Genomic DNA, 18,582 nt, shown 5'->3' with positions numbered 1-18,582 from the left:
GTTGTCCTTCTTGAGGCTGGGTCAGAAGTTCACGCCAAAGCTCAACGCGAGGAAGTCGCGGTCTTTGAGGGTGTTGTAGTCGCCGCCGAAAAAGTCGGTGTAGCTGAGGCTGGCGGTGTAGGTGTTGCGGTAGTCGGCATCGACCCCGAGGCTCACCGCCTTGGCGCCTTCGTTGAACAGGCCGTTGGGCCCGTAGCCGTTGACGTCGTGGGACCAGGACAGGTTGGGCTTGAGGTTGATCCCGCCGATCAGGTTGTTGTAATCGAGGATCGCCCGGGCGCGATAACCCCAGGACGTGGCCGTGACGAAACCGTCGGTATCGCCGCCGAAACCGTACTGGCCGTAGACCGAATCACGGCCGTAGCGCAGCTCGCTTTTCGACTCCAGGCCACCGACATGGACGATGGCCGCCTCGCCCACCAGGGTCAGGCGGTCGGCGCCCAGCACCTGATCGAAGAACTGGGTCAGGGTGCTCTGGACCTGGGTGATTTCCTTGCGTCGGTAGCCGGTGTTGTCGGCCCCCGCCGAGGTCCGCACCGGCGACGCCAGGCCGCCGGCGATGGGGTTGACCAGGGCCAGGGTCAGGTCATTGGTGTTGACCTGCACCGGGGCGTTGGGCCGGTAGCTGATCTCGCCGGTCCAGGCGGTGCCGGTGGGCAGCGTGGTGGAGAAGCTGGCGCCATACAGGCGGATGTCTTCCGGGTATTCGAGGTAGTACTGGCCACGACCGAGCATCACGCTCTGGGCCAGGGCCGAACCGGTGCCCGGGGCGATGCCGTTGGCGGTTCTGACGATCCCCGGAATGCTTGCCAGGGTGCTGCGTCCGGCGGTGATGGTGCCGACCGTCGGGGTGCGGGCGTGGTAGTTCATGAAGTACAGGCCGTACTCGGTGTCGTCGCCCAGCCACCGCAGGGCGGTGCCCCACTGCCCGGAGTCGCGGGCGTCGCGGTCGCCGGCGCGGCCGATCACCACGCCTTCGGGGGCCACGGTGAAGCCCTGGCCGAACGCCGCGGCAATCGGTTGCAGCGGTCGGATCGCCGGGCTGCCGACGGTGTAGCCAGTGGTGCAGCCGTCAGCCACCACGTCGTTGCCGAAGAAGGTGCCGCAGTTGTCGACCACGGTCTGGTCCCACTCCAACTGATAGAAACCTTCCACGGTCAGTTGGTCGCTCAGGCCCTGGGAAGCGAACAGCATGTTCACCGGGATCAGGCCTTCCTTGATCTCCGCGCCCGGACGACGGAAAGCGGACACGTCGATCGGGTTGATACTGTTGATCGAGTTGCCGATGAAGGTGCTCTCGCCCCAACTCACCACCTGTTTGCCGGCACGCACGGTGCCCGGCAGGTTGGCGATGGAGTAGTTGTGATAGATGAAGGCGTCGAGGATCTGCCCGCCGGACGACTTGGCGCCCTCCTTGCGGTTGTGGTCGCTGATGGGCTTGAACTCGCGGTCTTCGTCCTTGAGTTCGAAGTCGTACCAGTATTTGCCCCGGACGAAGACGCCGGTGTCGCCGTACTTCAATTCAAGGTCGTGGATGCCCTTGAAGATCTTCGAGAAGGTCTCGCCCTTCTTGAAGTTCAGGCGCCCGTCGTCGCCAGTGGAAGACTGCCCGCGACCACCGTTGGATACACCCACCAGGTCCTTGTCGGCATCGCGCATACCCCAGCTCGCGCCAATGGACAGCGAAGAATCGAACTGCCCCTCGATCTCCCCGATGTTGAATGAAACGGCCTGCGCCTGGGCGCAGCCCCCCAAGGCCACCGCGACGGCCAGTGCCCGCGGCGTGAAGATGGCGCGCATTGTTGTTTTTGTCATGCGTCTTCCCCGGTGAGTGACAGAAGGCCTCACCCTACTGCCGGCGCACAGGAGCGATAAGCGCACCAAGGAGGTATTCGCGCTGTCGTTCGAAAGGATGAATGCCAGCGCCAGCCGGGCCTTTGCGCGGTGCATCGACGGGCTGGATGAACGGGTATCAAATGGATGGATTGCGCCTTTGCGGGGCATGCGCGGGTGGCGCGCACCACTGTTGCCCAACCTGCAACAGTCCTTGTCCACAATCGCTATTTTTCATTGAGCGGCCAGCCCTTATTCTGGCCTCGCTCTCACGGCAAACAGCCATGCAGAGTCGCCCAGAGGTGTGTTCACGCCACCTTGGGGGCAAGAGGATTCAGAAGGTTTGAAGCAACGATATTCAGACTTTCACCGGGTGTTCACTGACGTTGATTTGTTGCTCCTTGATCTAACGTCTTCCTTCGGCCGCTGCCTTGCAGCGGCCTTTTTTATATCCGCAGTTTTCTGTAGGAGCGAGCTGGCTCGCGAAGAACCTCAACAATGATGCGGTGTGGCTGATGGAGCGCCGCTTTGCGGCTATCGCGAGCAAGCTCGCTCCTACAGGGGGGCATTTCAGCCGTTGGACTCGTCGGGCTCGCAGTGGAAGCGGTGCAACAGACGATGGGCCACCGGCGCCAGGATCAGGCCGAAGGCGGCGACGAACACCAGGTTGGTATAGAGGCCGTAGCTGGCGAAGAACAGCTTGCCCCCTGCCGTGGCGGGCATGGCCGCGGGCCCGATACCGCCGAGCATCATCGCGGCGTTGAACAAGGCGTCGTACCAGCTGACCCCCGGTTCGAAATACAGATGCCCGGCAATCCCCAGCAACAGCGAGACCCCGATCAGGCCCAGGGTGGCCAGGACGTGCAGAAACAAGCGGCGCAGAAACAATAGGCGCGATAACAGCGGCTGGGCCTTGGATTCGTACATGGGCTGCGTGTCCTTATGCGGTCGATGTTCGACGAGCATAGTGACCCACACATAAGGCGTACAGCCGCGCAGGCCGCGGCTGCAGGGATTGGCACAAACTGGCCGGGAGTTGCTTCAGATCGTGTATTTCTGCAGGTTCTGCATCATCTCTTTCAAGGCTTCGATATTATCCTTGGGGTGCGCCGCGCCTTCGAAGTCGCAGATCTGTTGCCAGTGCGCCGCGACATCTTCCGGGGAGAAACCTTCGCGCGGATCGAAGCCCAGGCCCAGGCTGCGCTCCCAGCGCACCTTGCCCATCCAGCCGCCACCGACCTCGAACAGGCCGGAGGTCTCCTGGCAGTTCTCGCTGCCCAGATACACCACCAGCGGGCTGACCAGCTCCGGCTTGAGTTGCTCGAACACCTGCGGCGGGATCAGCCCTTCGGTCATCCGCGTACCGCCCGTCGGCGCGATGGCGTTGACCAGGATGTTGTTCTTGCGGCCTTCGATGGCCAGGGTGCGGGTCAAGCCGTAGAGACCGAGCTTGGCCATGCCGTAGTTGGACTGGCCGAAGTTGCCGTAGATGCCGGAGGTGGACGCGGTGAAGATCACCCGGCCATAACCCTGCTCGCGCATGTGCGGCCAGGCGGCGCGGGTCACCTTGTAGGCGCCTTCGACGTGGACGCGGTACACCAGGTCCCAATCGGCGTCTTCCATTTTGTGGAAGGTCTTGTCGCGCAGGATGCCGGCGTTGTTCACCACCACATCCACTCGACCGAAGGCATCCAGGGCGTTCTGCACGATCTTGTCGCCATCGGTCACCGAGTCATGGTTGGCCTCGGCGATGCCACCGGCTTCGCGGATCTGCGCCACCACCCGGTCCGCCGCCGAGGCATTGGCGCCCTCGCCCTGGGTCGAGCCGCCCAGGTCGTTGACCAGCACCTTTGCCCCATGCCTGGCGAACAGCAATGCGTGAGCCTGCCCCAGACCACCGCCGGCACCGGTGACGATCACGACTTTATTCTCGAAGCGTACAGACTCACTCATACCGAACTCCCACAGGCCAGAAGGACAACAGACAGACAATGACTTCGAGTGTCAGGCACGCGGCTGACGGTCACAATAAACACGGCTGGAGCTGAATGGTGCGCAATAAGGCTGGGGGATGATCGAGGGGTAACGACAATGCGGGGCGCACCAGTGTCTGGCGTACACCCGCCAAGTTCGCAGCGCCGCCATAGCTGCGGACAGCAGGTCACTCAGGAACAGGCCAGTTTGCGCGGTGGAAACTCCAGGCTGTCGCGAAAGGCCAGGTAATGCTTGAGCACCTGGACCGGGGCCTCGGTCTGCGGGTAGTGCCCGATCCCGGCCAGCAGCACGGTATCCGGGGCGGGAATCAGTTCGCAGTAACGCTCGACCATGTGCGCCCCGGAAATCGGATCCACCGCGCCGTCGATCACCCGTAGCGGCACCTCGCCACGCTGCATCGCGCTCACCCAGCGGTCGCGCTGCAGGCGGCGCTCGGGAATGTAGCCGATCAGCTTGTGCAGGATCCGCGGACCGCTGTTGGCCTCCACCAGGCTCCAGAAGTCATCCAGCACACTTTCGCTGGGCTGGGTCTGTGGGCCGAAGATGTGGGAGAAGCTCCTGGCCAGGCCCTCACGCCTGAAGGCGCGACCGAGCATCCAGCCCAGCGGGCTGAGCAGCAGCTTCTGCGTCAGCACCGGACGATGGGTTTCCGGGAACAGGCCGCCATTGAGGAAGACACAGCTGGCAATGTCGCAGCGCTCTTCGTAGTGCCGGGCAAGCATTTCCTGGGCGACGCTGTCGCCATAGTCATGGGCCAGGAGGTGCACGGGGGCAGCGACCCCCAGGTGCTCGAGCAAGGCCTGTTGCAGGTCCGCCTGCTCCAGCAGGCTGTATTCGTGGTCCCGCGGCTTGGCCGAATCGCCAAACCCCAGCATGTCGCAGGCAATCACTCGATAGCGCTGGGCAAGGGGTTGCCACAGGTAGTGCCAGTCCCAGGCAGCGGTGGGGAAACCATGGATCAGCAGCAGTGGCTCGCCCTGCCCCGCGGTCCAGTAGCGAATGGCATGGCCGTGAAACACGAAGCTATGTCCGCGCTTGCGCCACACGCACAGAGGAATCTCGGCCATAGGCATCAGAGTTTATAACCCGCGTCTTGTTTATCGAGTTTGCGCAGCAGTGCCGGCCATGCCAGCGCGCCGCCCATGCCTTGAGCGCTCTTGGTGACCCCGGCGATCATCGCCTTGGCCCCGGCCAGAATCTGTGGCTCGATGGCGATCAGTTGCGCCGCACCGTTCTGCGCCAGCACCTGGATCTCGCAAGCGCGTTGGAAGGTGAACATCATCAGGAAGGTGTCGGCGATGGTGCCGCCACAGGTCAGCAGACCGTGGTTGTGCAGCATGAGGAAATTTCTGTCGCCCAGGTCGGCCTGCAGCCGGGCCTTTTCCTCGTGGTTCAGGGCCACGCCTTCATAGGCGTGATAGGCCAGGCTTGACAGCACGAACAGCGACTGCTGGCTGATGGGCAACACTCCCTGCTGCTGCGCGGACACCGCGACCCCGGCCGCGGTGTGGGTGTGCAGCACGCAGGCCACATCGTGCCGCACTTCGTGCACCGCGCTGTGGATGGTGTAGCCGGCGGGGTTGATGTCGTAGGGGCTGTCCATCAGCTTGTTGCCGGCCTGGTCGACCTTCACCAGGCTGGAGGCGGTGATCTCATGGAACATCAGGCCGAACGGGTTGATCAGGAAGTCTTCGGTGCCAGGGACCTTGGCGGAAATGTGGGTGAAGATCAGATCGTCCCAGCCATGCATCGCCACCAGGCGATAGCAGGCGGCCAGATCGACGCGGGTCTGCCATTCGGCGGCGCTGACCTGGTCTTTCACACTCGATGTCGACGGAACGGAGGATAGGCTCACGGCAATGACCTCAGTGACGGCAGTTTTTTATTATGTTTTTTCAGACGTGGAGTCAGTCTAGCCAGCCCCCCGGGTTCGGGTAGTTGCCTTGGCAGCCAGCTTACTGACTGAGCGAGTCAGTGGTCATTTTAGTTCCAATTGGTACAGGTCAAACGTCAAAGCAACGACGCCAATAAAGGGGCGGCGAACAGGTTCAGCAGGCCCGTGAGAACCATCACCAACCCCGCCACCGAACCCTCTTCACCGCCCACTTCATGAGCCCGGCTGACCCCGGCGCCGTGGGCGCCGACCCCGAACAACGCCCCCCGAGCCAGGGCGCTGCGCAGCGGCAGCCACTTGAGCAGGACACCGCCGAGCATGGCGCCGAACACCCCGGTGAACATCACGAACACTGCCGTCAGCTCGGGCACGCCGCCCAGGTCATGGGCCAGCGGCATGGCGAAGGGCGTGGTGATCGAACGCGGCACCAGCGACAGGGTGACCGAGCTGTCCAGGGCCAGCACCTGCGCCAGTCCGAAGGAGCTGGCGATGGACGCCGCGCTACCCGCCAGCATGCCCAGGAACAATGCCGGCCAATGGCGCATCAACAGTTGCCGCTGCTGCCAGATCGGCACCGCAAAGGCCACGGTGACCGGTCCCAGCACCAGCATCAGCCAATGGGTGTTGGCGGAGTATTCGGCATAGGCGGTGTGCAGCGGCACGGCGATCGCCAGCAGCAGGGCCGGCACCAGGATCAGCGGCGACAGCAGGTAGCGGCCGGTGCGCCGGTAGATCCAGCGGCTGAACAGATAGGCCGCGAGTGTCAGCAGCAGCCAGAACATCGGCATGGGCTCAAGCGTCATGGCGCATTCTCCAGCGGCACACCCACTCCACCGTGAACGCGGTGACCAGCATCACCATCAGCGTACTGACGCCGATGACCAGCAGGATCCGCCAACCGTCCTGGCGCAGCAGGCCACCGTAGTCCAGCAGGCTCATCAGCGCCGGAATGAAGAACAGCAGCATCTCGGCCATCAGCAGGCCCGCCCCCATCTGCAGCGCCGCCGGCTTGACCCAGCCCAGGGCGAACGCCAACAGCAGCAAGGCCAGGCCGATCACCCCGCCAGGAATCGGCCACGCCAGCCACCCGGCCAGCTGGCAGCCGAACAGATAAATAGCCAGCAACACCGCCAGTTCGGATAACAGGCGACCCAAGTGTTTCAAGGTGGAAGCGTTCATGGAATTCGGTCCTCGCAGGCCTGCATTTTAGGCAAGCGCCTGCCATCACCGAAGCGAATTGTTAGACTGGAAGCCATTCCAGAATGGAATTCAGAGCACGGACTCAAACCCATGGACTTCAAACAGCTGCGCAGCTTTGTCGAAGTGATTCACCAAGGCGGTTTCACCCAGGCCGCCAAGACCCTGCACATCAGCCAGTCGGCGGTGAGCAAGCAGATCGCCCAGCTGGAACAGAGCCTGGGCACGCCATTGCTGGATCGCCAGGGCTCGCACATTCACCTCACCGCCGCCGGCACTGTGGTATTGCAACGCGCCGAAGGCATGCTGCGCCTGCGCAATGAGCTGCTCAGCGAGCTCGACGACCTGAGCCAACTGGCCCGCGGGGAGTTACGCCTGGGCCTGCCCCTGCTGGGCAGCGATGCACTGTTCGCCAGCCTGTTCGCCGAGTACCGCCGGCGCTACCCGAACATCAGCGTGCAGCTGCTCGAAGGCGGCAGCCTGAATATCGAACAGGCGGTGCTCAATGGGGAACTGGAGATCGGCGGCAGCCTGACGCCCAAGGGTCCGACCTTCGCCTACCAGCCTTTCTGCGACGAACCACTGGATGTCTTGCTACCGGCCGATCATCCGTTGGCGACCAGGGCCCAGGTGCGCCTGGAGGAGCTGGCGGACACGCCGTTCCTGCTTTATCAGCGCAGTTTCGTGCTCAACGACCGGCTGTTGCAGGCCTGCCAGCAGGTGGGGTTCACCCCGAAGGAAGGTGGGCGCAGCGGCCAGGCGGACTTTCTCGCCGCCCTGGTGGCCGCTGGGCAAGGCGTGGTGCTGTTGCCCAGCGTGGTGGCGCGCGGCCTGGTCCGGCCCGGCGTGGTGCGCCTGACGCTGAAAGCGCCCGATTACCTGCGCTGGGACATCGCCTTCATCTGGCGTCAGGGCGCTTATCTGTCCAAGGCCGCGCAAGCCTGGCTGGCGCTGCTGCGCGAGCGTCCGGTCAGCCGCGCAGAACGCTGAACAGTTCGGCCAGCCAAGGCTCGGCGTCGGTTTCCGGGGTCACGCTTTCGCTGGCGTCCAGGCGCAGCATTTCCAGCACTTCACGCACGCCCAGCTCGGCGAACAGCTCGCGCATCTGCTCGCCACCGCCACAGAAGGTGTCGCCATAACTCGAATCGCCCAGGCCGATCACCGCGCCGGGCAAACCGCGCCAGGCCGCCGGCAGTTGATCGCGAATGGCCGAATACAGCGGCAGCAGGTTGTCCGGCAGCTCGCCCATGCCGGTGGTCGAGGTCACGGCCAGGAAAGCCTCGGGGCCGAATGCCTGGACGTCCGCCAGGGTCGCGCGCGGGTTGTGCCAGGCCTCGAAACCGGCGGCATTGAGGAGTTTGGCGGCGTGCCGGGCGACTTCTTCAGCCGTGCCGTACACCGAACCGGAAAGGATGGCGACTTTCATCAATCTGATCCTGAAGCTGAGTAAAAGGGTGGGATATTAGCAGCTGCGCGATAAAATCCAGCCTTGTAGCGCGATTTACCCATAATGGCCAGTGGACAGCCTCGCACCATATCTTAGAATTGCCGTCACCTGCCGATCGCTTGCGGAAGCTCCCGATGATCAACGCCCACCTGCTGCAACTGGTGATCAACGCCTCCAACGACGGGATTGTCGTTGCCGAACAGGAAGGCGAAGACAACATCATCATCTACGTGAACCCGGCGTTCGAACGACTCACCGGCTACAGCGCCGACGAGGTGCTTTATCAGGATTGCCGCTTTCTCCAGTCGGGCGACCGTGACCAGCCGGGAATCCCGCTGATTCGCCAGGCGTTGGATAGCGGCCAGCCCTGCCGCCAGGTGCTGCGCAACTACCGCAAGGATGGCAGTCACTTCTGGAACGAGCTGTCGATCACCCCGGTGTTCAACGAAAACGACCAGCTGACCTATTTTGTCGGTGTGCAGAAAGATGTGACGGCCCAGGTCAAGGCCCAGCAACGGCTGGCGCAGGCGGAAAAGGAGCTGGCCGAAGCCCGCGCGGAACTCGCCGTTTTCCAGGCGACGAGCGGCTCTAACAAGATGCCGAATTAGTTGTCAGTACGCTTAATCACCATTGATTTTGTCACCTTCTCCTTCGAGCAACATCATGCGCCGTGACGCTCTCCTCACCCAGGATGAACTGGACTTCATTCAGACCATGCAGCACAACCCGCAACTCAACGTGCGGGATGCGAACTCGAGCCTGCTGGTCAACGGGGGCTCACAGATCCGCGACTTGCTCACCCGCTTGGCGGCCAATGAGCAAGTGACCATCCAGGCGCACTTTGAAAACCAGCAGATGACCTTTCCCCTGCACCTGGTGGAAGACGAATTCCACGCCCTGCATCTGCGCCTGGGCGTCCCGAGCATCTTCGAGGACGGGCCGAAGGTCCGCCCATGGCGCCTGACGCTGGCCGAACCGGTGGCCTTGGAAAACGCCAAGGGGCAGCCCACTGCGCTGTGGGTGCATGAAGTGTCGTTCAACAGCGTGTTGCTGGAGATCCGCAACCGGGCCAAAGCGCCAAAGCAGTTCGCCCAGTGGTTCAGCCCGTCGGGCTACGAGCGCATCGCCCTGCGTGGCCGCCTCGAACGCCAGACCGACGCGGGCTTCTATGCCTATCGGTTGAACCAGAGCGACAAGGATGAAACCGAGCGCCTGCGCCAGTTCATCCTGCAACAGCACCGCCTGGCACATCCCAACCTGCACGTCTGAGGTCGCGCTTTTCTTTGCCTGGGCGTGAGCTCAGGTATCGAGCGTGCCGCTGAGAAACTGTCGCAGGCGCTGCGTCATCAAACGCCCGTCATTCCCCAGGCAGCCCACCGGCGAGGCGCCCAGGCTGTCCTGGGCCAGCTCGGCGACATCCCCCGCCAGCATCAGCGGACACTCCAGGGTCAGCGCCAGGCGGTTCAAGCGCCGAGGCAGCTCCGGCGCCGGGGCGTGATTGGAAAACAGCACCAGCGCCTGGGGTTTGACCTTCTCGCAGACCAGGGTCAGCTCGTCGAACGGCTGCCCCAGCGCCAGCACCCGCACTTCCACTTCAGCGCTGCCCAGCATCAGCGCCGCCACCAGCAACTCCAGCTCCCGGCATTGCCCGGCAAGCGCCGCCAGCAGCACCGGGCGCGGCTGGTTGTCGCGCTGCAACAGCAGGCGCTGGGAAATCCGCGAACACAGGAAGTTATCCAAGAACAGCCATTCGCTGGTGTGGCCGTAAGGTTCATGGTGCTGCGCCAGCTGCCGCCAGAACGGCATGAGGATGTCCTGGAAGGCCACCGACAGCGAATAGCTGGAGAAGATCTGGCCGTACAGCCGCTCCAGGTACGGCTCGTCGAATTCGCCGACCGCGCGCTTGAGTTGCCCCCGCCACTGCAGGTAATCGCCCGATTCGCTGTCGCCCGGCATGGCCTGTGGTGCCTCGCGGGCAGCCCGGGTCTTGGCGAGGATCTTGCCGACCTTGCCGACCGCGACACCACGATCGATCCAGCCAAGGATCTCGCGGACGGTCTCGACATCGTGCATCGAATACAGACGATGCCCACTTTCGGTGCGCGTCGGCTGGATCAGCCCATAACGACGCTCCCAGGCCCGCAGGGTCACCGGGTTGATCCCCGTGAGCCGTGAAACTTCCCGGATTGGAAACAGATCGTCCTGCGAGGGCTGGTCGAGGGGCTGTGTCGGATGGGCAAGTTCAGTAATGACGGGCATCTGGGCCGAAAACACCGATGGATAAAGTGACGGCCATTCTACTCCGCATCGGTGACAGTTCTTCAACACAGGGCAAAGCGACCGCCGCCTCTGGTGTATTTGTCACAATCAGGAATAATCCTTGCTTGCTTCCAAGGCGCAGCCCAACACCCCGGAGCTGCGTCCGGCGTACGGCCTTACCCAGGCAACGCATTGGTTTTACGGAGATACATAATGTCTACCTCACCCGTCACCCTGATGGTCGCCCGGCGTGTCGCCGATGGCCGTTACCAGGACCTGATCGCCTGGCTGCGCGAAGGCGAACAATTGGCCACCGATTTCCCCGGTTATCTCGGCTCCGGCGTGCTCGCTCCGCCGCCCGACGATGACGAATTCCAGATCATCTTCCGCTTCGCCGACGAGCAGACCCTGCACACCTGGGAACACTCCGCCTCGCGCACGGCCTGGCTGGCCCGCGGCAGCGACCTGTTCGCCCATCCCCATGAACACCGGGTCAGCGGCATCGACGGTTGGTTCGGCGCGGCCGGCCAGCGCCCACCCCGCTGGAAGCAGGCGGTGGCCATCTGGCTGGCCTTCTTCCCGGTGTCGCTGATCTTCAACTTCATCCTCGGCCCGCTGCTGGGCGAACTCAGCCTGGTACCGCGGGTGCTCGTCAGTACCCTGGCCCTGACGCCGCTGATGGTCTACTGGTTCATTCCGCTGTCCACCCACCTGTTGTCCGGGTGGCTGCACAGCACGCCGGCCCGTCCGCTGCCGACAGCCCCATCCCCACAGAGCCGCGTGTAGCAGCCGGCTCGCCGGCGATGAGCGATAATGCGGTCTGCCAGACAGACCGCGACGCCCCTCACCGCGGGCAAGTCGGATCGCCGCCCGCTCGCTCCCGCAGCGGCTTGGGCGAACCCCGTCCGGCGCTGGTATAGTTTTGCTCTACCTGCGACGCGAGCCGTTCATGACTACTTTCCTTGCCCCGATCCTGATCACCGGCGCCGGCCAGCGTGTCGGCCTGCATTGTGCGTTGCGCCTGCTGGAAGACGGTCATCGGGTGATCATCAGCTACCGAACCGAGCGCCCGGGCGTGCAGGCCTTGCGCGAGCGTGGCGCGCTTGCCCTGTTCGCCGACTTCTCCAGCGAAACCGGGATCCAGGCCTTCATCAGCCAATTGCACGAGCACACCGACAGCCTGCGGGCGATCGTGCACAACGCCTCGCAATGGCTGGAAGAAACACCTGGCCAGGAAAGCGCGGCCTTCGCCGACATGTTCAGCGTGCACATGCTCGCGCCCTACCTGATCAACCTGCATTGCGCCGACCTGCTGCGGCGCGCAAGCCCCGCCGACATCGTGCACATCGGCGACGACGTCACCCGCCGCGGCAGCAGCAAGCACATCGCCTATTGCGCCACCAAGGCCGGCCTCGACAGCCTGACCCTGTCCTTCGCGGCGAAATATGCACCAACGATCAAGGTCAACGGCATCGCCCCGGCTCTGCTAATGTTCAATCCCGACGACGACGCGGCCTACCGCGCCAAGGCCCTGGCCAAGTCCGCCCTGGGCATCGAGCCCGGTTGCGAGGTGATCTACCAGAGCCTGCGTTATCTGCTCGACAACCCTTATGTCACCGGCACTACCCTGACCGTCAACGGCGGGCGGCACCTCAAGTAAGGTTTCCCGCGAGGACGTTGCATGACGCTTTCCCTGCCCCAGCATTACCGCGAGATCCTCAAGGGTCTCGGCGAAGACCCCGAGCGCGAAGGTCTGCTCGATACCCCGCAACGCGCGGCCAAGGCCATGCAGTACCTGTGTCATGGCTACAGCCAGTCGGTGGACGAGGTGGTCAATGGCGCGCTGTTCGCCTCCGACAACGATGAAATGGTCATAGTCGCCGACATCGAACTCTATTCCCTGTGCGAACATCACCTGCTGCCCTTCATCGGCAAGGCCCATGTGGCTTATATTCCCACCGGCAAGGTGCTGGGCCTGTCGAAGATCGCCCGGATCGTCGACATGTTCGCCCGCCGCCTGCAGATCCAGGAAAACCTCACGCGGGAAATCGCCGACGCGGTGCAGCGGGTGACCCAGGCCGCCGGTGTCGCGGTGGTCATCGAAGCCCAGCACATGTGCATGATGATGCGCGGCGTCGAGAAACAGAACTCGACCATGCACACCTCGGTGATGCTCGGCGCCTTTCGCGAGTCGAGCACCACGCGCCAGGAATTCCTGCAATTGATCGGACGGAGCAAGTAGCAATGCCACAACTTCAGCCAGGAATGGCTCGCATCCGGGTCAAGGACCTGTGCCTGCGGACCTTCATCGGAATCAACGAGGACGAGATCCTCAACAAGCAGGATGTGCTGATCAACCTGACCATCCTGTACGCCGCGCAGGAAGCCGTGCGCGACAACGACATCGACCATGCGCTGAACTACCGCACCATCACCAAGGCGATCATCGCCCACGTGGAGGGCAACCGCTTTGCCCTGCTCGAGCGCCTGACCCAGGAAATCCTCGATCTGATCATGGCCAACGAATCGGTGCTCTACGCCGAGGTCGAGGTCGACAAACCCCACGCCCTGCGTTTCGCCGAGTCGGTGTCGATCACCCTCGCGGCCAGCCGCTGATATCATCCGCGCCACATTTGATCGCACAGAGCCGAACATGACCGAGCAACAACGCCTGGAACTCGAAGCCGCCGCCTTTCGCCGCCTGGTCGCGCACCTGGACAGCCGCAAGGACGTGCAGAACATCGACCTGATGAACCTCGCCGGCTTCTGCCGCAACTGCCTGTCCAAGTGGTACAAGGCCGAGGCCGACGAGCGCCAGATCGAGGTCAGCCTCGATGATGCCCGTGAAGTGGTGTATGGCATGCCCTACGCCGAGTGGAAGACTCTCTACCAGAAAGAAGCCAGCGCCGAGCAGCAAGCGGCGTTCGCCAAAGGAAAACCCCATGATTGACCTGAATACCCTGCGCGCCAGCCTCAAGAGCGGCGAGCACGTCTTCGCCGACACCCTCGCCTTTATCGCCGCCGGCTACGACTACCAGCCACAGGCCTTCGACAACGGCGGCGTGGAGAACGCCGCCGGGCAGAACGAAGGTTCGTGCAAGACCCTGGGCCTGGCCCTGCTGGAAGGCCTGAGCGACGAAGAAGCGCTGCTGGCGTTCGGCGAGCATTACCGCTCGGTGCTGGCCACCCCTGAAGGCAGCGACCACGGCAATATCCGCGCGCTGATCGCCCATGGCCTGGCGGGTGTGACGTTCGCGCAGCAGCCACTGACCCGCAAGGCGTGAGACCTAAACCCTGTAGCCGCTGCCGCAGGCCGCGATAGGTCCGCAGGACCTCCTGCGCCCTCAAAAGCGGCGCCCGCTTCGTCGGAATGCCGCCCAGATTGCTCGCAGCCTCGCGCTGCTCGGCAGCGGCTACAAGATTCAATGATCCATAAAAAAACCGGCCTGGGCCGGTTTTTTCATTTCAACGGTCTCAGAACGAAGCGTTCTGCAGGCCGTCCAGGTAGCGCTCGGTGTCCAGCGCGGCCATGCAGCCGGCGCCGGCCGAGGTGATGGCCTGGCGGTACACGTGGTCGGCCACGTCACCGGCGGCGAAGATGCCTTCGACGCTGGTTGCGGTGGCGTTGCCTTCACGGCCGCCCTGCACCACCAGATAGCCATCCTTCAGTTCCAGCTGGCCTTCGAACAACGAAGTGTTCGGGGTGTGGCCGATGGCGATGAACACGCCGTCGACCTTGATTTCGTCGAAGCTGCCGTCGTTGTTCTTCAGGCGTGCGCCGGTGACACCCATGTTGTCGCCCAGCACTTCATCCAGGTTGGCGTTCAGCTTGAGCTCGATCTTGCCTTCGGCAACCCGGGCATTGAGCTTGTCGATCAGGATCTTCTCGGCGCGGAAGGTATCGCGACGGTGGATCAGGGTGACCTTGCTGGCGATGTTGGCCAGGTACAGGGCCTCTTCGACAGCGGTGTTGCCGCCACCGACCACGGCCACTGGCTTGTTGCGATAGAAGAAACCGTCACAGGTCGCGCAGGCCGACACGCCTTTGCCCATGAAGGCTTCTTCCGAAGGCAGGCCCAGGTAACGGGCGCTGGCGCCGGTGGCGATGATCAGGGCGTCGCAGGTGTAGGTCGCGCTGTCGCCGGTCAGGGTGTAAGGCTTGGCGGCGAAGTCCACGGCATTGATGTGATCGAAGACGATTTCGGTTTCGAAACGCTCGGCGTGTTCACGCATGCGCTCCATCAGCGCCGGGCCGGTCAGGCCGTGGACGTCGCCCGGCCAGTTGTCGACTTCGGTGGTGGTGGTCAATTGACCGCCGGCCTGCATGCCGGTAATCAGCAGCGGCTTCAGGTTGGCGCGGGCGGCATAGACCGCGGCGCTGTAACCGGCAGGGCCGGAACCGAGAATAATCACACGCGAATGACGTACATCAGACATGACTCACTCCTATCGACCGGCCCGGATCACTGGCGCGGAACGCCGGATTGCCGGCTGGAATAAAAAGGACGGCGAAAGCACTTGGGGAAGGCTTCAGGTTCGCCCGTCCGAAAATAATGGGTGCAGCGTATAGAGGGGGCGAAGATTAAGGAAATACGGTTTAACAATCCAGCTCATAGGTGGTCTCTATCCGGTATCGGTGCATTTACCGGCGCCTTTGTTACAGTTGATGTCGACCTAACGACCGCGCTTTCGCCGGTAGGGCAAAGCCGGTAAGGTCGGCGCGTTTTCCCCCTTGCACGGAGCTCCCTATGCCCGCCCCCGTTCTGTCCGGCCCGCAATACCTGCGCGAAGGCCTCAAGCTGGTGCTCAGCCCTGGCCTGCGTCTGTTCGTCCTTTTGCCCCTGGCCATCAACCTGGTGCTGTTCGTCGGATTGATCTATTTCGCCGGCCACCAGTTCAGCCTGTGGGTCGACACCCTGATGCCTTCTTTGCCGGACTGGCTGAGTTTTCTCAGCTACATCCTCTGGCCGCTGTTCGTGGTGCTGGTGCTGCTGATGGTGTTTTTCACCTTCACCATGCTGGCTAACGTGATCGCCGCGCCCTTCAACGGTTTTCTCGCGGAGAAAGTCGAAGTGGTAGTCCGCGGCACCGACGACTTCCCGCCCTTCAGCTGGGCCGAACTGCTGGCCATGATCCCGCGCACCCTGGCCCGGGAAATGCGCAAGCTGGGCTACTTCCTGCCGCGGGCGATCGGCCTGTTCATCCTGTCCTTCATTCCGGTGGTGAACCTGGTGGCCGCGCCGCTGTGGCTGCTGTTCGGCGTGTGGATGATGGCGATCCAGTACATCGACTACCCGGCGGACAACCACAAGCTGGGCTGGAACGAGATGCTCGCCTGGCTGCGGGAAAAACGCTGGCAGAGCATGAGCTTTGGCGGGATCGTCTATCTGGTGCTGCTGATCCCGGTGGTCAACATCCTGATGATGCCGGCGGCGGTGGCTGGTGCGACGCTGTTCTGGGTGCGTGAGCGCGGCGCGGAAAACCTGGTGGCCCTGCAACGCTGAGCGGGTCACAAATCCATCACCACAACGTCACAATGACGACATGGCCTCGGCTGACACTGAGGTCATGACGACAGTTCTGCATATCACCCTGATCACCGAAACCTTCCCACCGGAAATCAATGGCGTGGCCAATACCCTTGGCCGCCTGTGCGATGGATTGCGCGCCCGTGGCCACCAGGTGGAACTGATCCGCCCGCGCCAGGGCAGCGATCAGAGCCGGGTCAGCGACGACGGTCTGCTGCTGTGCCGTGGCTGGCCGTTGCCGGGCTATCCGGGGCTGCAATGGGGCCAGTCGTCGATGCACAAGCTGCTACGGCGCTGGAAGCGCCATCGCCCGGATGTGCTGTACATCGCCACCGAGGGCCCGCTGGGCCTGTCCGCGCTAAGGGCGGCGCGGCGCCTGGGGATTTCCGTGGTGAGCGGTTTCCACACCAACTTCCAGCAGTACTCCAGCCAGTACGGCCTGGGCTTGCTGACGCGCCTGCTGACCCATTATCTGCGCTGGTTCCACAACCGCTCCAAGCTGACCCTGGTGCCCAGCGCCAGCCAGCGCCTGGAACTGGAGCGGCGCAATTTCGAACGCCTGGCGCTGCTGTCGCGCGGGGTCGACAGCCAGCTGTTCCACCCAGCCAAGCGCCTCAACGAGCTGCGCGAAAGCTGGGGCCTGGGCAGCAACGATATCGCGGTGATTCACGTCGGCCGCCTGGCGCCGGAGAAAAACCTGGGCCTGCTCAAGCGCTGCTTCGCCCAGCTACAGAACACTTATCCACAGCAGTCCATGAAATTGATCGTGGTGGGCGATGGCCCGCAACGCGCGGTGCTGCAGAAGGAACTGCCAGACGCAGTGTTCTGCGGCCCGCAACGCGGTGAAGCGCTGGCCAGTCACTATGCCTCGGGGGACCTGTTTCTGTTCCCGAGCCTGACCGAAACCTTTGGCAATGTAGTGCTCGAGGCCCTGGCCTCGGGGCTGGCCGTGGTGGCTTACGACCAGGCCGCGGCGGCCCAGCACATTCGCCATGGCTACAACGGTGTGCTGGCGATGCCCGGGGACGAATGTGCGTTCTGCGATGCGGCCAGTTGGCTGCTGGAGGAGCGCGAGACCTTGCGCCGGGTACGCCTCAATGCCCGCCAGCACGCCAGTCGCCAGGGCTGGGCAGCGATCATCGAGCAGTTTGAAACCCAGCTGCGTGGCGCCTGCCTGGAAGAAACGGGGGTGCCTGAGGGGCGGTTGTTGCCCTGAAAACATCGCGAGCAAGCTCGCTCCTATGCAGACAGTGCCCACTGTAGGCACGAGCTTGCTCGCGATAGCGTTTCCAGCGACTGCGGCTTAGACCAGCGTCATCAAGGCCTCACGGCTGAACGGCAGAATGTCCTGCTCGCGGCCATCACGTACCTTCCGCGCCCAATCCGGATCCACCAGCAACGCGCGCCCTACCGCCACCAGGTCGAACTCGTCGTTGTTCAGGCGCTCCAGGAGCTTTTCCAGGCTCGCCGGCTGCGCCACCTTGTCGGTGTTGACCATGAACTGCAGGAACTCGCCATCGAGGCCGACGCTACCCACGGTGATGGTCGGCTTGCCGGTGAGCTGGCGGGTCCAGCCGGCCAGGTTCAACTCGGAACCCTCGAACTCCGGTTCCCAGAAACGGCGGGTGGAGCAGTGGAAGATATCCACACCGGCGTTCGCCAACGGCTTGAGGAACTCGCCCAGGGCCTCGGGGGTTTGTACCAGGCGGGCGCTGTAGTCCTGCTGCTTCCACTGCGAGAAGCGGAAGATGATCGGGAAATCCGGGCCCACCGCGGCGCGCACGGCCTGGATCAGCTCGATGGCAAACCGCGAGCGCTGGGCCAGGTCGCCACCGTACCCGTCGGTACGGTGGTTGCTGCCTTCCCAGAAGAACTGGTCGATCAGGTAGCCGTGGGCGCCGTGGATCTCCACGCCGTCCATGCCAATGCGCTGGGCATCCTTGGCGGCCTGGGCGAAGGCGGCGATGACTTCGCGGATATCGTCCGGGGTCATGCCATGGACCACCACCTGGCCGTCCTTGAGTTTTTCCGACGGTCCGTAACCCGGCACGCTGGCATCCGGCTCGGTGCCCAGGCGGCGCACGTTGCCCACATGCCACAGCTGCGGAACGATCTTGCCGCCTTCGGCATGCACCGCGTCCACCACCTTCTTCCAGCCGGCCAGGGCCGCTTCGCCATAGAAGCATGGCACGTTCGGATAACCATTGGAGGCCTTGTGCCCGACCGTGGTGCCTTCGGTGATGATCAGGCCGACCCCGGCCGCGGCGCGACGACGGTAGTACTCGATGACTTTCGAGTTCGGTACGCCACCCGGGGAAAACGAACGGGTCATCGGCGCCATCACCACACGGGTCGACAGTTCCAGGGCACCCAGCTGAAAGGGTTTGAACAAGGCTTGAACGGGCATGCTGTACTCCAGGGCTGACGGT

General features: G+C 63.4%; 22 protein-coding genes. 11 read left to right on the top strand and 11 right to left on the bottom strand.

All coding sequences use genetic code 11. The features are described from left to right. Window positions 1-21: 21 nt before the first annotated feature. From IF690_RS05730 to IF690_RS05700, 7 genes are all read right to left on the bottom strand, one after another. Complete coding sequence (locus IF690_RS05730; RefSeq protein WP_202699194.1) at window positions 22-1,815, bottom strand: DUF1302 domain-containing protein; 1,794 nt, start codon at window positions 1,813-1,815, stop codon at window positions 22-24. A gap of 588 nt (window positions 1,816-2,403) precedes the next feature. After that, a complete protein-coding gene (locus IF690_RS05725) occupies window positions 2,404-2,760 on the bottom strand; it encodes a hypothetical protein (protein ID WP_202699193.1) in 357 nt (118 codons plus the stop codon). A 114-nt stretch (window positions 2,761-2,874) separates the two neighbouring features. Then, window positions 2,875-3,786 carry an SDR family oxidoreductase gene (locus tag IF690_RS05720; protein ID WP_092417969.1) on the bottom strand — a complete coding sequence of 304 codons (912 nt, stop codon included), beginning with the start codon at window positions 3,784-3,786 and terminating at the stop codon, window positions 2,875-2,877. 212 nt (window positions 3,787-3,998) lie between these two features. Beyond that, window positions 3,999-4,901, bottom strand: coding sequence for an alpha/beta fold hydrolase (locus IF690_RS05715; RefSeq protein ID WP_202699192.1), 903 nt, complete (start codon window positions 4,899-4,901; stop codon window positions 3,999-4,001). Continuing rightward, the gene (locus IF690_RS05710; protein ID WP_202699191.1) at window positions 4,901-5,683 is read right to left on the bottom strand and encodes a class II aldolase/adducin family protein; all 783 of its coding nucleotides are present in this window, start codon (window positions 5,681-5,683) and stop codon (window positions 4,901-4,903) included. Before IF690_RS05710 ends, IF690_RS05715 begins: the two co-directional genes overlap by 1 nt. Window positions 5,684-5,838: 155 nt before the next feature. Then, on the bottom strand, window positions 5,839-6,525 hold the full coding sequence (locus IF690_RS05705) for an LrgB family protein (RefSeq protein WP_202699190.1): 687 nt from the start codon (window positions 6,523-6,525) through the stop codon (window positions 5,839-5,841). After that, window positions 6,515-6,901 (bottom strand): CidA/LrgA family protein, encoded by a 387-nt coding sequence (locus IF690_RS05700; RefSeq protein ID WP_007929806.1) that lies wholly within the window; start codon window positions 6,899-6,901, stop codon window positions 6,515-6,517. Before IF690_RS05700 ends, IF690_RS05705 begins: the two co-directional genes overlap by 11 nt. A 111-nt stretch (window positions 6,902-7,012) precedes the next feature. Here IF690_RS05700 and IF690_RS05695 point away from each other — a divergent pair, with 111 nt between their 5' ends. Next, window positions 7,013-7,909: a LysR family transcriptional regulator gene (locus IF690_RS05695; RefSeq protein WP_202699189.1), complete on the top strand. Its 897-nt coding sequence runs from the start codon at window positions 7,013-7,015 to the stop codon at window positions 7,907-7,909. Here IF690_RS05695 and IF690_RS05690 read toward each other — a convergent pair. After that, window positions 7,890-8,345, bottom strand: coding sequence for a flavodoxin (locus IF690_RS05690; protein ID WP_202699188.1), 456 nt, complete (start codon window positions 8,343-8,345; stop codon window positions 7,890-7,892). The genes IF690_RS05695 and IF690_RS05690 overlap by 20 nt on opposite strands. 155 nt (window positions 8,346-8,500) lie before the next feature. On the opposite strand from IF690_RS05690, the gene IF690_RS05685 reads away from it, so the two are divergent. Next, window positions 8,501-8,974: a PAS domain-containing protein gene (locus IF690_RS05685; RefSeq protein ID WP_202699186.1), complete on the top strand. Its 474-nt coding sequence runs from the start codon at window positions 8,501-8,503 to the stop codon at window positions 8,972-8,974. A gap of 55 nt (window positions 8,975-9,029) precedes the next feature. After that, a complete protein-coding gene (locus IF690_RS05680; protein ID WP_202699184.1) occupies window positions 9,030-9,635 on the top strand; it encodes a hypothetical protein in 606 nt (201 codons plus the stop codon). Window positions 9,636-9,665: 30 nt separating this feature from the next. On the opposite strand, the gene IF690_RS05675 is transcribed toward IF690_RS05680, so the two are convergent. Then, a complete protein-coding gene (locus IF690_RS05675) occupies window positions 9,666-10,625 on the bottom strand; it encodes a MerR family transcriptional regulator (protein ID WP_202699182.1) in 960 nt (319 codons plus the stop codon). Window positions 10,626-10,838: 213 nt separating this feature from the next. On the opposite strand from IF690_RS05675, the gene IF690_RS05670 reads away from it, so the two are divergent. The 6 genes from IF690_RS05670 (at window position 10,839) to IF690_RS05645 (ending at window position 13,909) form a co-directional block, all read left to right on the top strand. After that, on the top strand, window positions 10,839-11,411 hold the full coding sequence (locus IF690_RS05670) for an antibiotic biosynthesis monooxygenase (RefSeq protein WP_202699180.1): 573 nt from the start codon (window positions 10,839-10,841) through the stop codon (window positions 11,409-11,411). Window positions 11,412-11,574: 163 nt separating this feature from the next. Then, on the top strand, window positions 11,575-12,285 hold the full coding sequence (folM, locus tag IF690_RS05665) for a dihydromonapterin reductase (RefSeq protein WP_202699178.1): 711 nt from the start codon (window positions 11,575-11,577) through the stop codon (window positions 12,283-12,285). Between the two features lie 21 nt (window positions 12,286-12,306). Next, entirely contained in the window at window positions 12,307-12,867 is a 561-nt protein-coding gene (gene folE / locus IF690_RS05660) for a GTP cyclohydrolase I FolE (protein WP_023969626.1), read from the top strand. A gap of 2 nt (window positions 12,868-12,869) precedes the next feature. Then, a complete protein-coding gene (gene folX / locus IF690_RS05655) occupies window positions 12,870-13,241 on the top strand; it encodes a dihydroneopterin triphosphate 2'-epimerase (protein ID WP_007929829.1) in 372 nt (123 codons plus the stop codon). A gap of 37 nt (window positions 13,242-13,278) precedes the next feature. Beyond that, window positions 13,279-13,575, top strand: a complete 297-nt coding sequence (locus IF690_RS05650; RefSeq protein ID WP_009047021.1) for a DUF1244 domain-containing protein — start codon at window positions 13,279-13,281, stop codon at window positions 13,573-13,575. Continuing rightward, complete coding sequence (locus IF690_RS05645; RefSeq protein ID WP_202699175.1) at window positions 13,568-13,909, top strand: HopJ type III effector protein; 342 nt, start codon at window positions 13,568-13,570, stop codon at window positions 13,907-13,909. The genes IF690_RS05650 and IF690_RS05645 overlap by 8 nt, the downstream gene beginning before the upstream one ends. A gap of 190 nt (window positions 13,910-14,099) precedes the next feature. Here IF690_RS05645 and trxB read toward each other — a convergent pair whose 3' ends face one another. Beyond that, on the bottom strand, window positions 14,100-15,062 hold the full coding sequence (gene trxB / locus IF690_RS05640) for a thioredoxin-disulfide reductase (protein ID WP_092303963.1): 963 nt from the start codon (window positions 15,060-15,062) through the stop codon (window positions 14,100-14,102). 311 nt (window positions 15,063-15,373) lie between these two features. Between trxB and cysZ the strand changes: the two genes are divergently transcribed. Both cysZ and IF690_RS05630 read left to right on the top strand, forming a co-directional pair. Then, window positions 15,374-16,129 (top strand): sulfate transporter CysZ, encoded by a 756-nt coding sequence (gene cysZ / locus IF690_RS05635; protein WP_202699174.1) that lies wholly within the window; start codon window positions 15,374-15,376, stop codon window positions 16,127-16,129. Between the two features lie 40 nt (window positions 16,130-16,169). Next, window positions 16,170-17,369: a glycosyltransferase family 4 protein gene (locus IF690_RS05630; RefSeq protein WP_202699172.1), complete on the top strand. Its 1,200-nt coding sequence runs from the start codon at window positions 16,170-16,172 to the stop codon at window positions 17,367-17,369. Window positions 17,370-17,456: 87 nt separating this feature from the next. Here IF690_RS05630 and IF690_RS05625 read toward each other — a convergent pair whose 3' ends face one another. Continuing rightward, complete coding sequence (locus IF690_RS05625) at window positions 17,457-18,560, bottom strand: NADH:flavin oxidoreductase (protein ID WP_202699163.1); 1,104 nt, start codon at window positions 18,558-18,560, stop codon at window positions 17,457-17,459. Window positions 18,561-18,582: the final 22 nt, after the last annotated feature.

This window comes from Pseudomonas sp. SK3(2021) (assembly GCF_016772375.1).
Lineage (GTDB): Bacteria > Pseudomonadota > Gammaproteobacteria > Pseudomonadales > Pseudomonadaceae > Aquipseudomonas > Aquipseudomonas chlororaphis_I.
Note: the sequence above shows the minus strand (reverse complement) of the source record. Positions and strands in the feature narration are given on the sequence as shown.

Bases quoted from the DNA above. Each gene is read 5' to 3' on its own strand.
- IF690_RS05695 (WP_202699189.1), top strand. From the start codon at position 7,013: ATGGACTTCAAACAGCTGCGCAGCTTTGTCGAAGTGATTCACCAAGGC.
- folE (WP_023969626.1), top strand. From the start codon at position 12,307: ATGACGCTTTCCCTGCCCCAGCATTACCGCGAGATCCTCAAGGGTCTC.
- IF690_RS05685 (WP_202699186.1), top strand. From the start codon at position 8,501: ATGATCAACGCCCACCTGCTGCAACTGGTGATCAACGCCTCCAACGAC.
- trxB (WP_092303963.1), bottom strand. From the start codon at position 15,062: ATGTCTGATGTACGTCATTCGCGTGTGATTATTCTCGGTTCCGGCCCT.
- IF690_RS05690 (WP_202699188.1), bottom strand. From the start codon at position 8,345: ATGAAAGTCGCCATCCTTTCCGGTTCGGTGTACGGCACGGCTGAAGAA.
- IF690_RS05675 (WP_202699182.1), bottom strand. From the start codon at position 10,625: ATGCCCGTCATTACTGAACTTGCCCATCCGACACAGCCCCTCGACCAG.
- IF690_RS05670 (WP_202699180.1), top strand. From the start codon at position 10,839: ATGTCTACCTCACCCGTCACCCTGATGGTCGCCCGGCGTGTCGCCGAT.
- cysZ (WP_202699174.1), top strand. From the start codon at position 15,374: ATGCCCGCCCCCGTTCTGTCCGGCCCGCAATACCTGCGCGAAGGCCTC.
- IF690_RS05630 (WP_202699172.1), top strand. From the start codon at position 16,170: ATGGCCTCGGCTGACACTGAGGTCATGACGACAGTTCTGCATATCACC.
- IF690_RS05725 (WP_202699193.1), bottom strand. From the start codon at position 2,760: ATGTACGAATCCAAGGCCCAGCCGCTGTTATCGCGCCTATTGTTTCTG.
- folX (WP_007929829.1), top strand. From the start codon at position 12,870: ATGCCACAACTTCAGCCAGGAATGGCTCGCATCCGGGTCAAGGACCTG.
- IF690_RS05705 (WP_202699190.1), bottom strand. From the start codon at position 6,525: ATGACGCTTGAGCCCATGCCGATGTTCTGGCTGCTGCTGACACTCGCG.
- IF690_RS05700 (WP_007929806.1), bottom strand. From the start codon at position 6,901: ATGAACGCTTCCACCTTGAAACACTTGGGTCGCCTGTTATCCGAACTG.
- folM (WP_202699178.1), top strand. From the start codon at position 11,575: ATGACTACTTTCCTTGCCCCGATCCTGATCACCGGCGCCGGCCAGCGT.
- IF690_RS05625 (WP_202699163.1), bottom strand. From the start codon at position 18,560: ATGCCCGTTCAAGCCTTGTTCAAACCCTTTCAGCTGGGTGCCCTGGAA.
- IF690_RS05645 (WP_202699175.1), top strand. From the start codon at position 13,568: ATGATTGACCTGAATACCCTGCGCGCCAGCCTCAAGAGCGGCGAGCAC.
- IF690_RS05680 (WP_202699184.1), top strand. From the start codon at position 9,030: ATGCGCCGTGACGCTCTCCTCACCCAGGATGAACTGGACTTCATTCAG.
- IF690_RS05730 (WP_202699194.1), bottom strand. From the start codon at position 1,815: ATGACAAAAACAACAATGCGCGCCATCTTCACGCCGCGGGCACTGGCC.
- IF690_RS05715 (WP_202699192.1), bottom strand. From the start codon at position 4,901: ATGCCTATGGCCGAGATTCCTCTGTGCGTGTGGCGCAAGCGCGGACAT.
- IF690_RS05650 (WP_009047021.1), top strand. From the start codon at position 13,279: ATGACCGAGCAACAACGCCTGGAACTCGAAGCCGCCGCCTTTCGCCGC.
- IF690_RS05720 (WP_092417969.1), bottom strand. From the start codon at position 3,786: ATGAGTGAGTCTGTACGCTTCGAGAATAAAGTCGTGATCGTCACCGGT.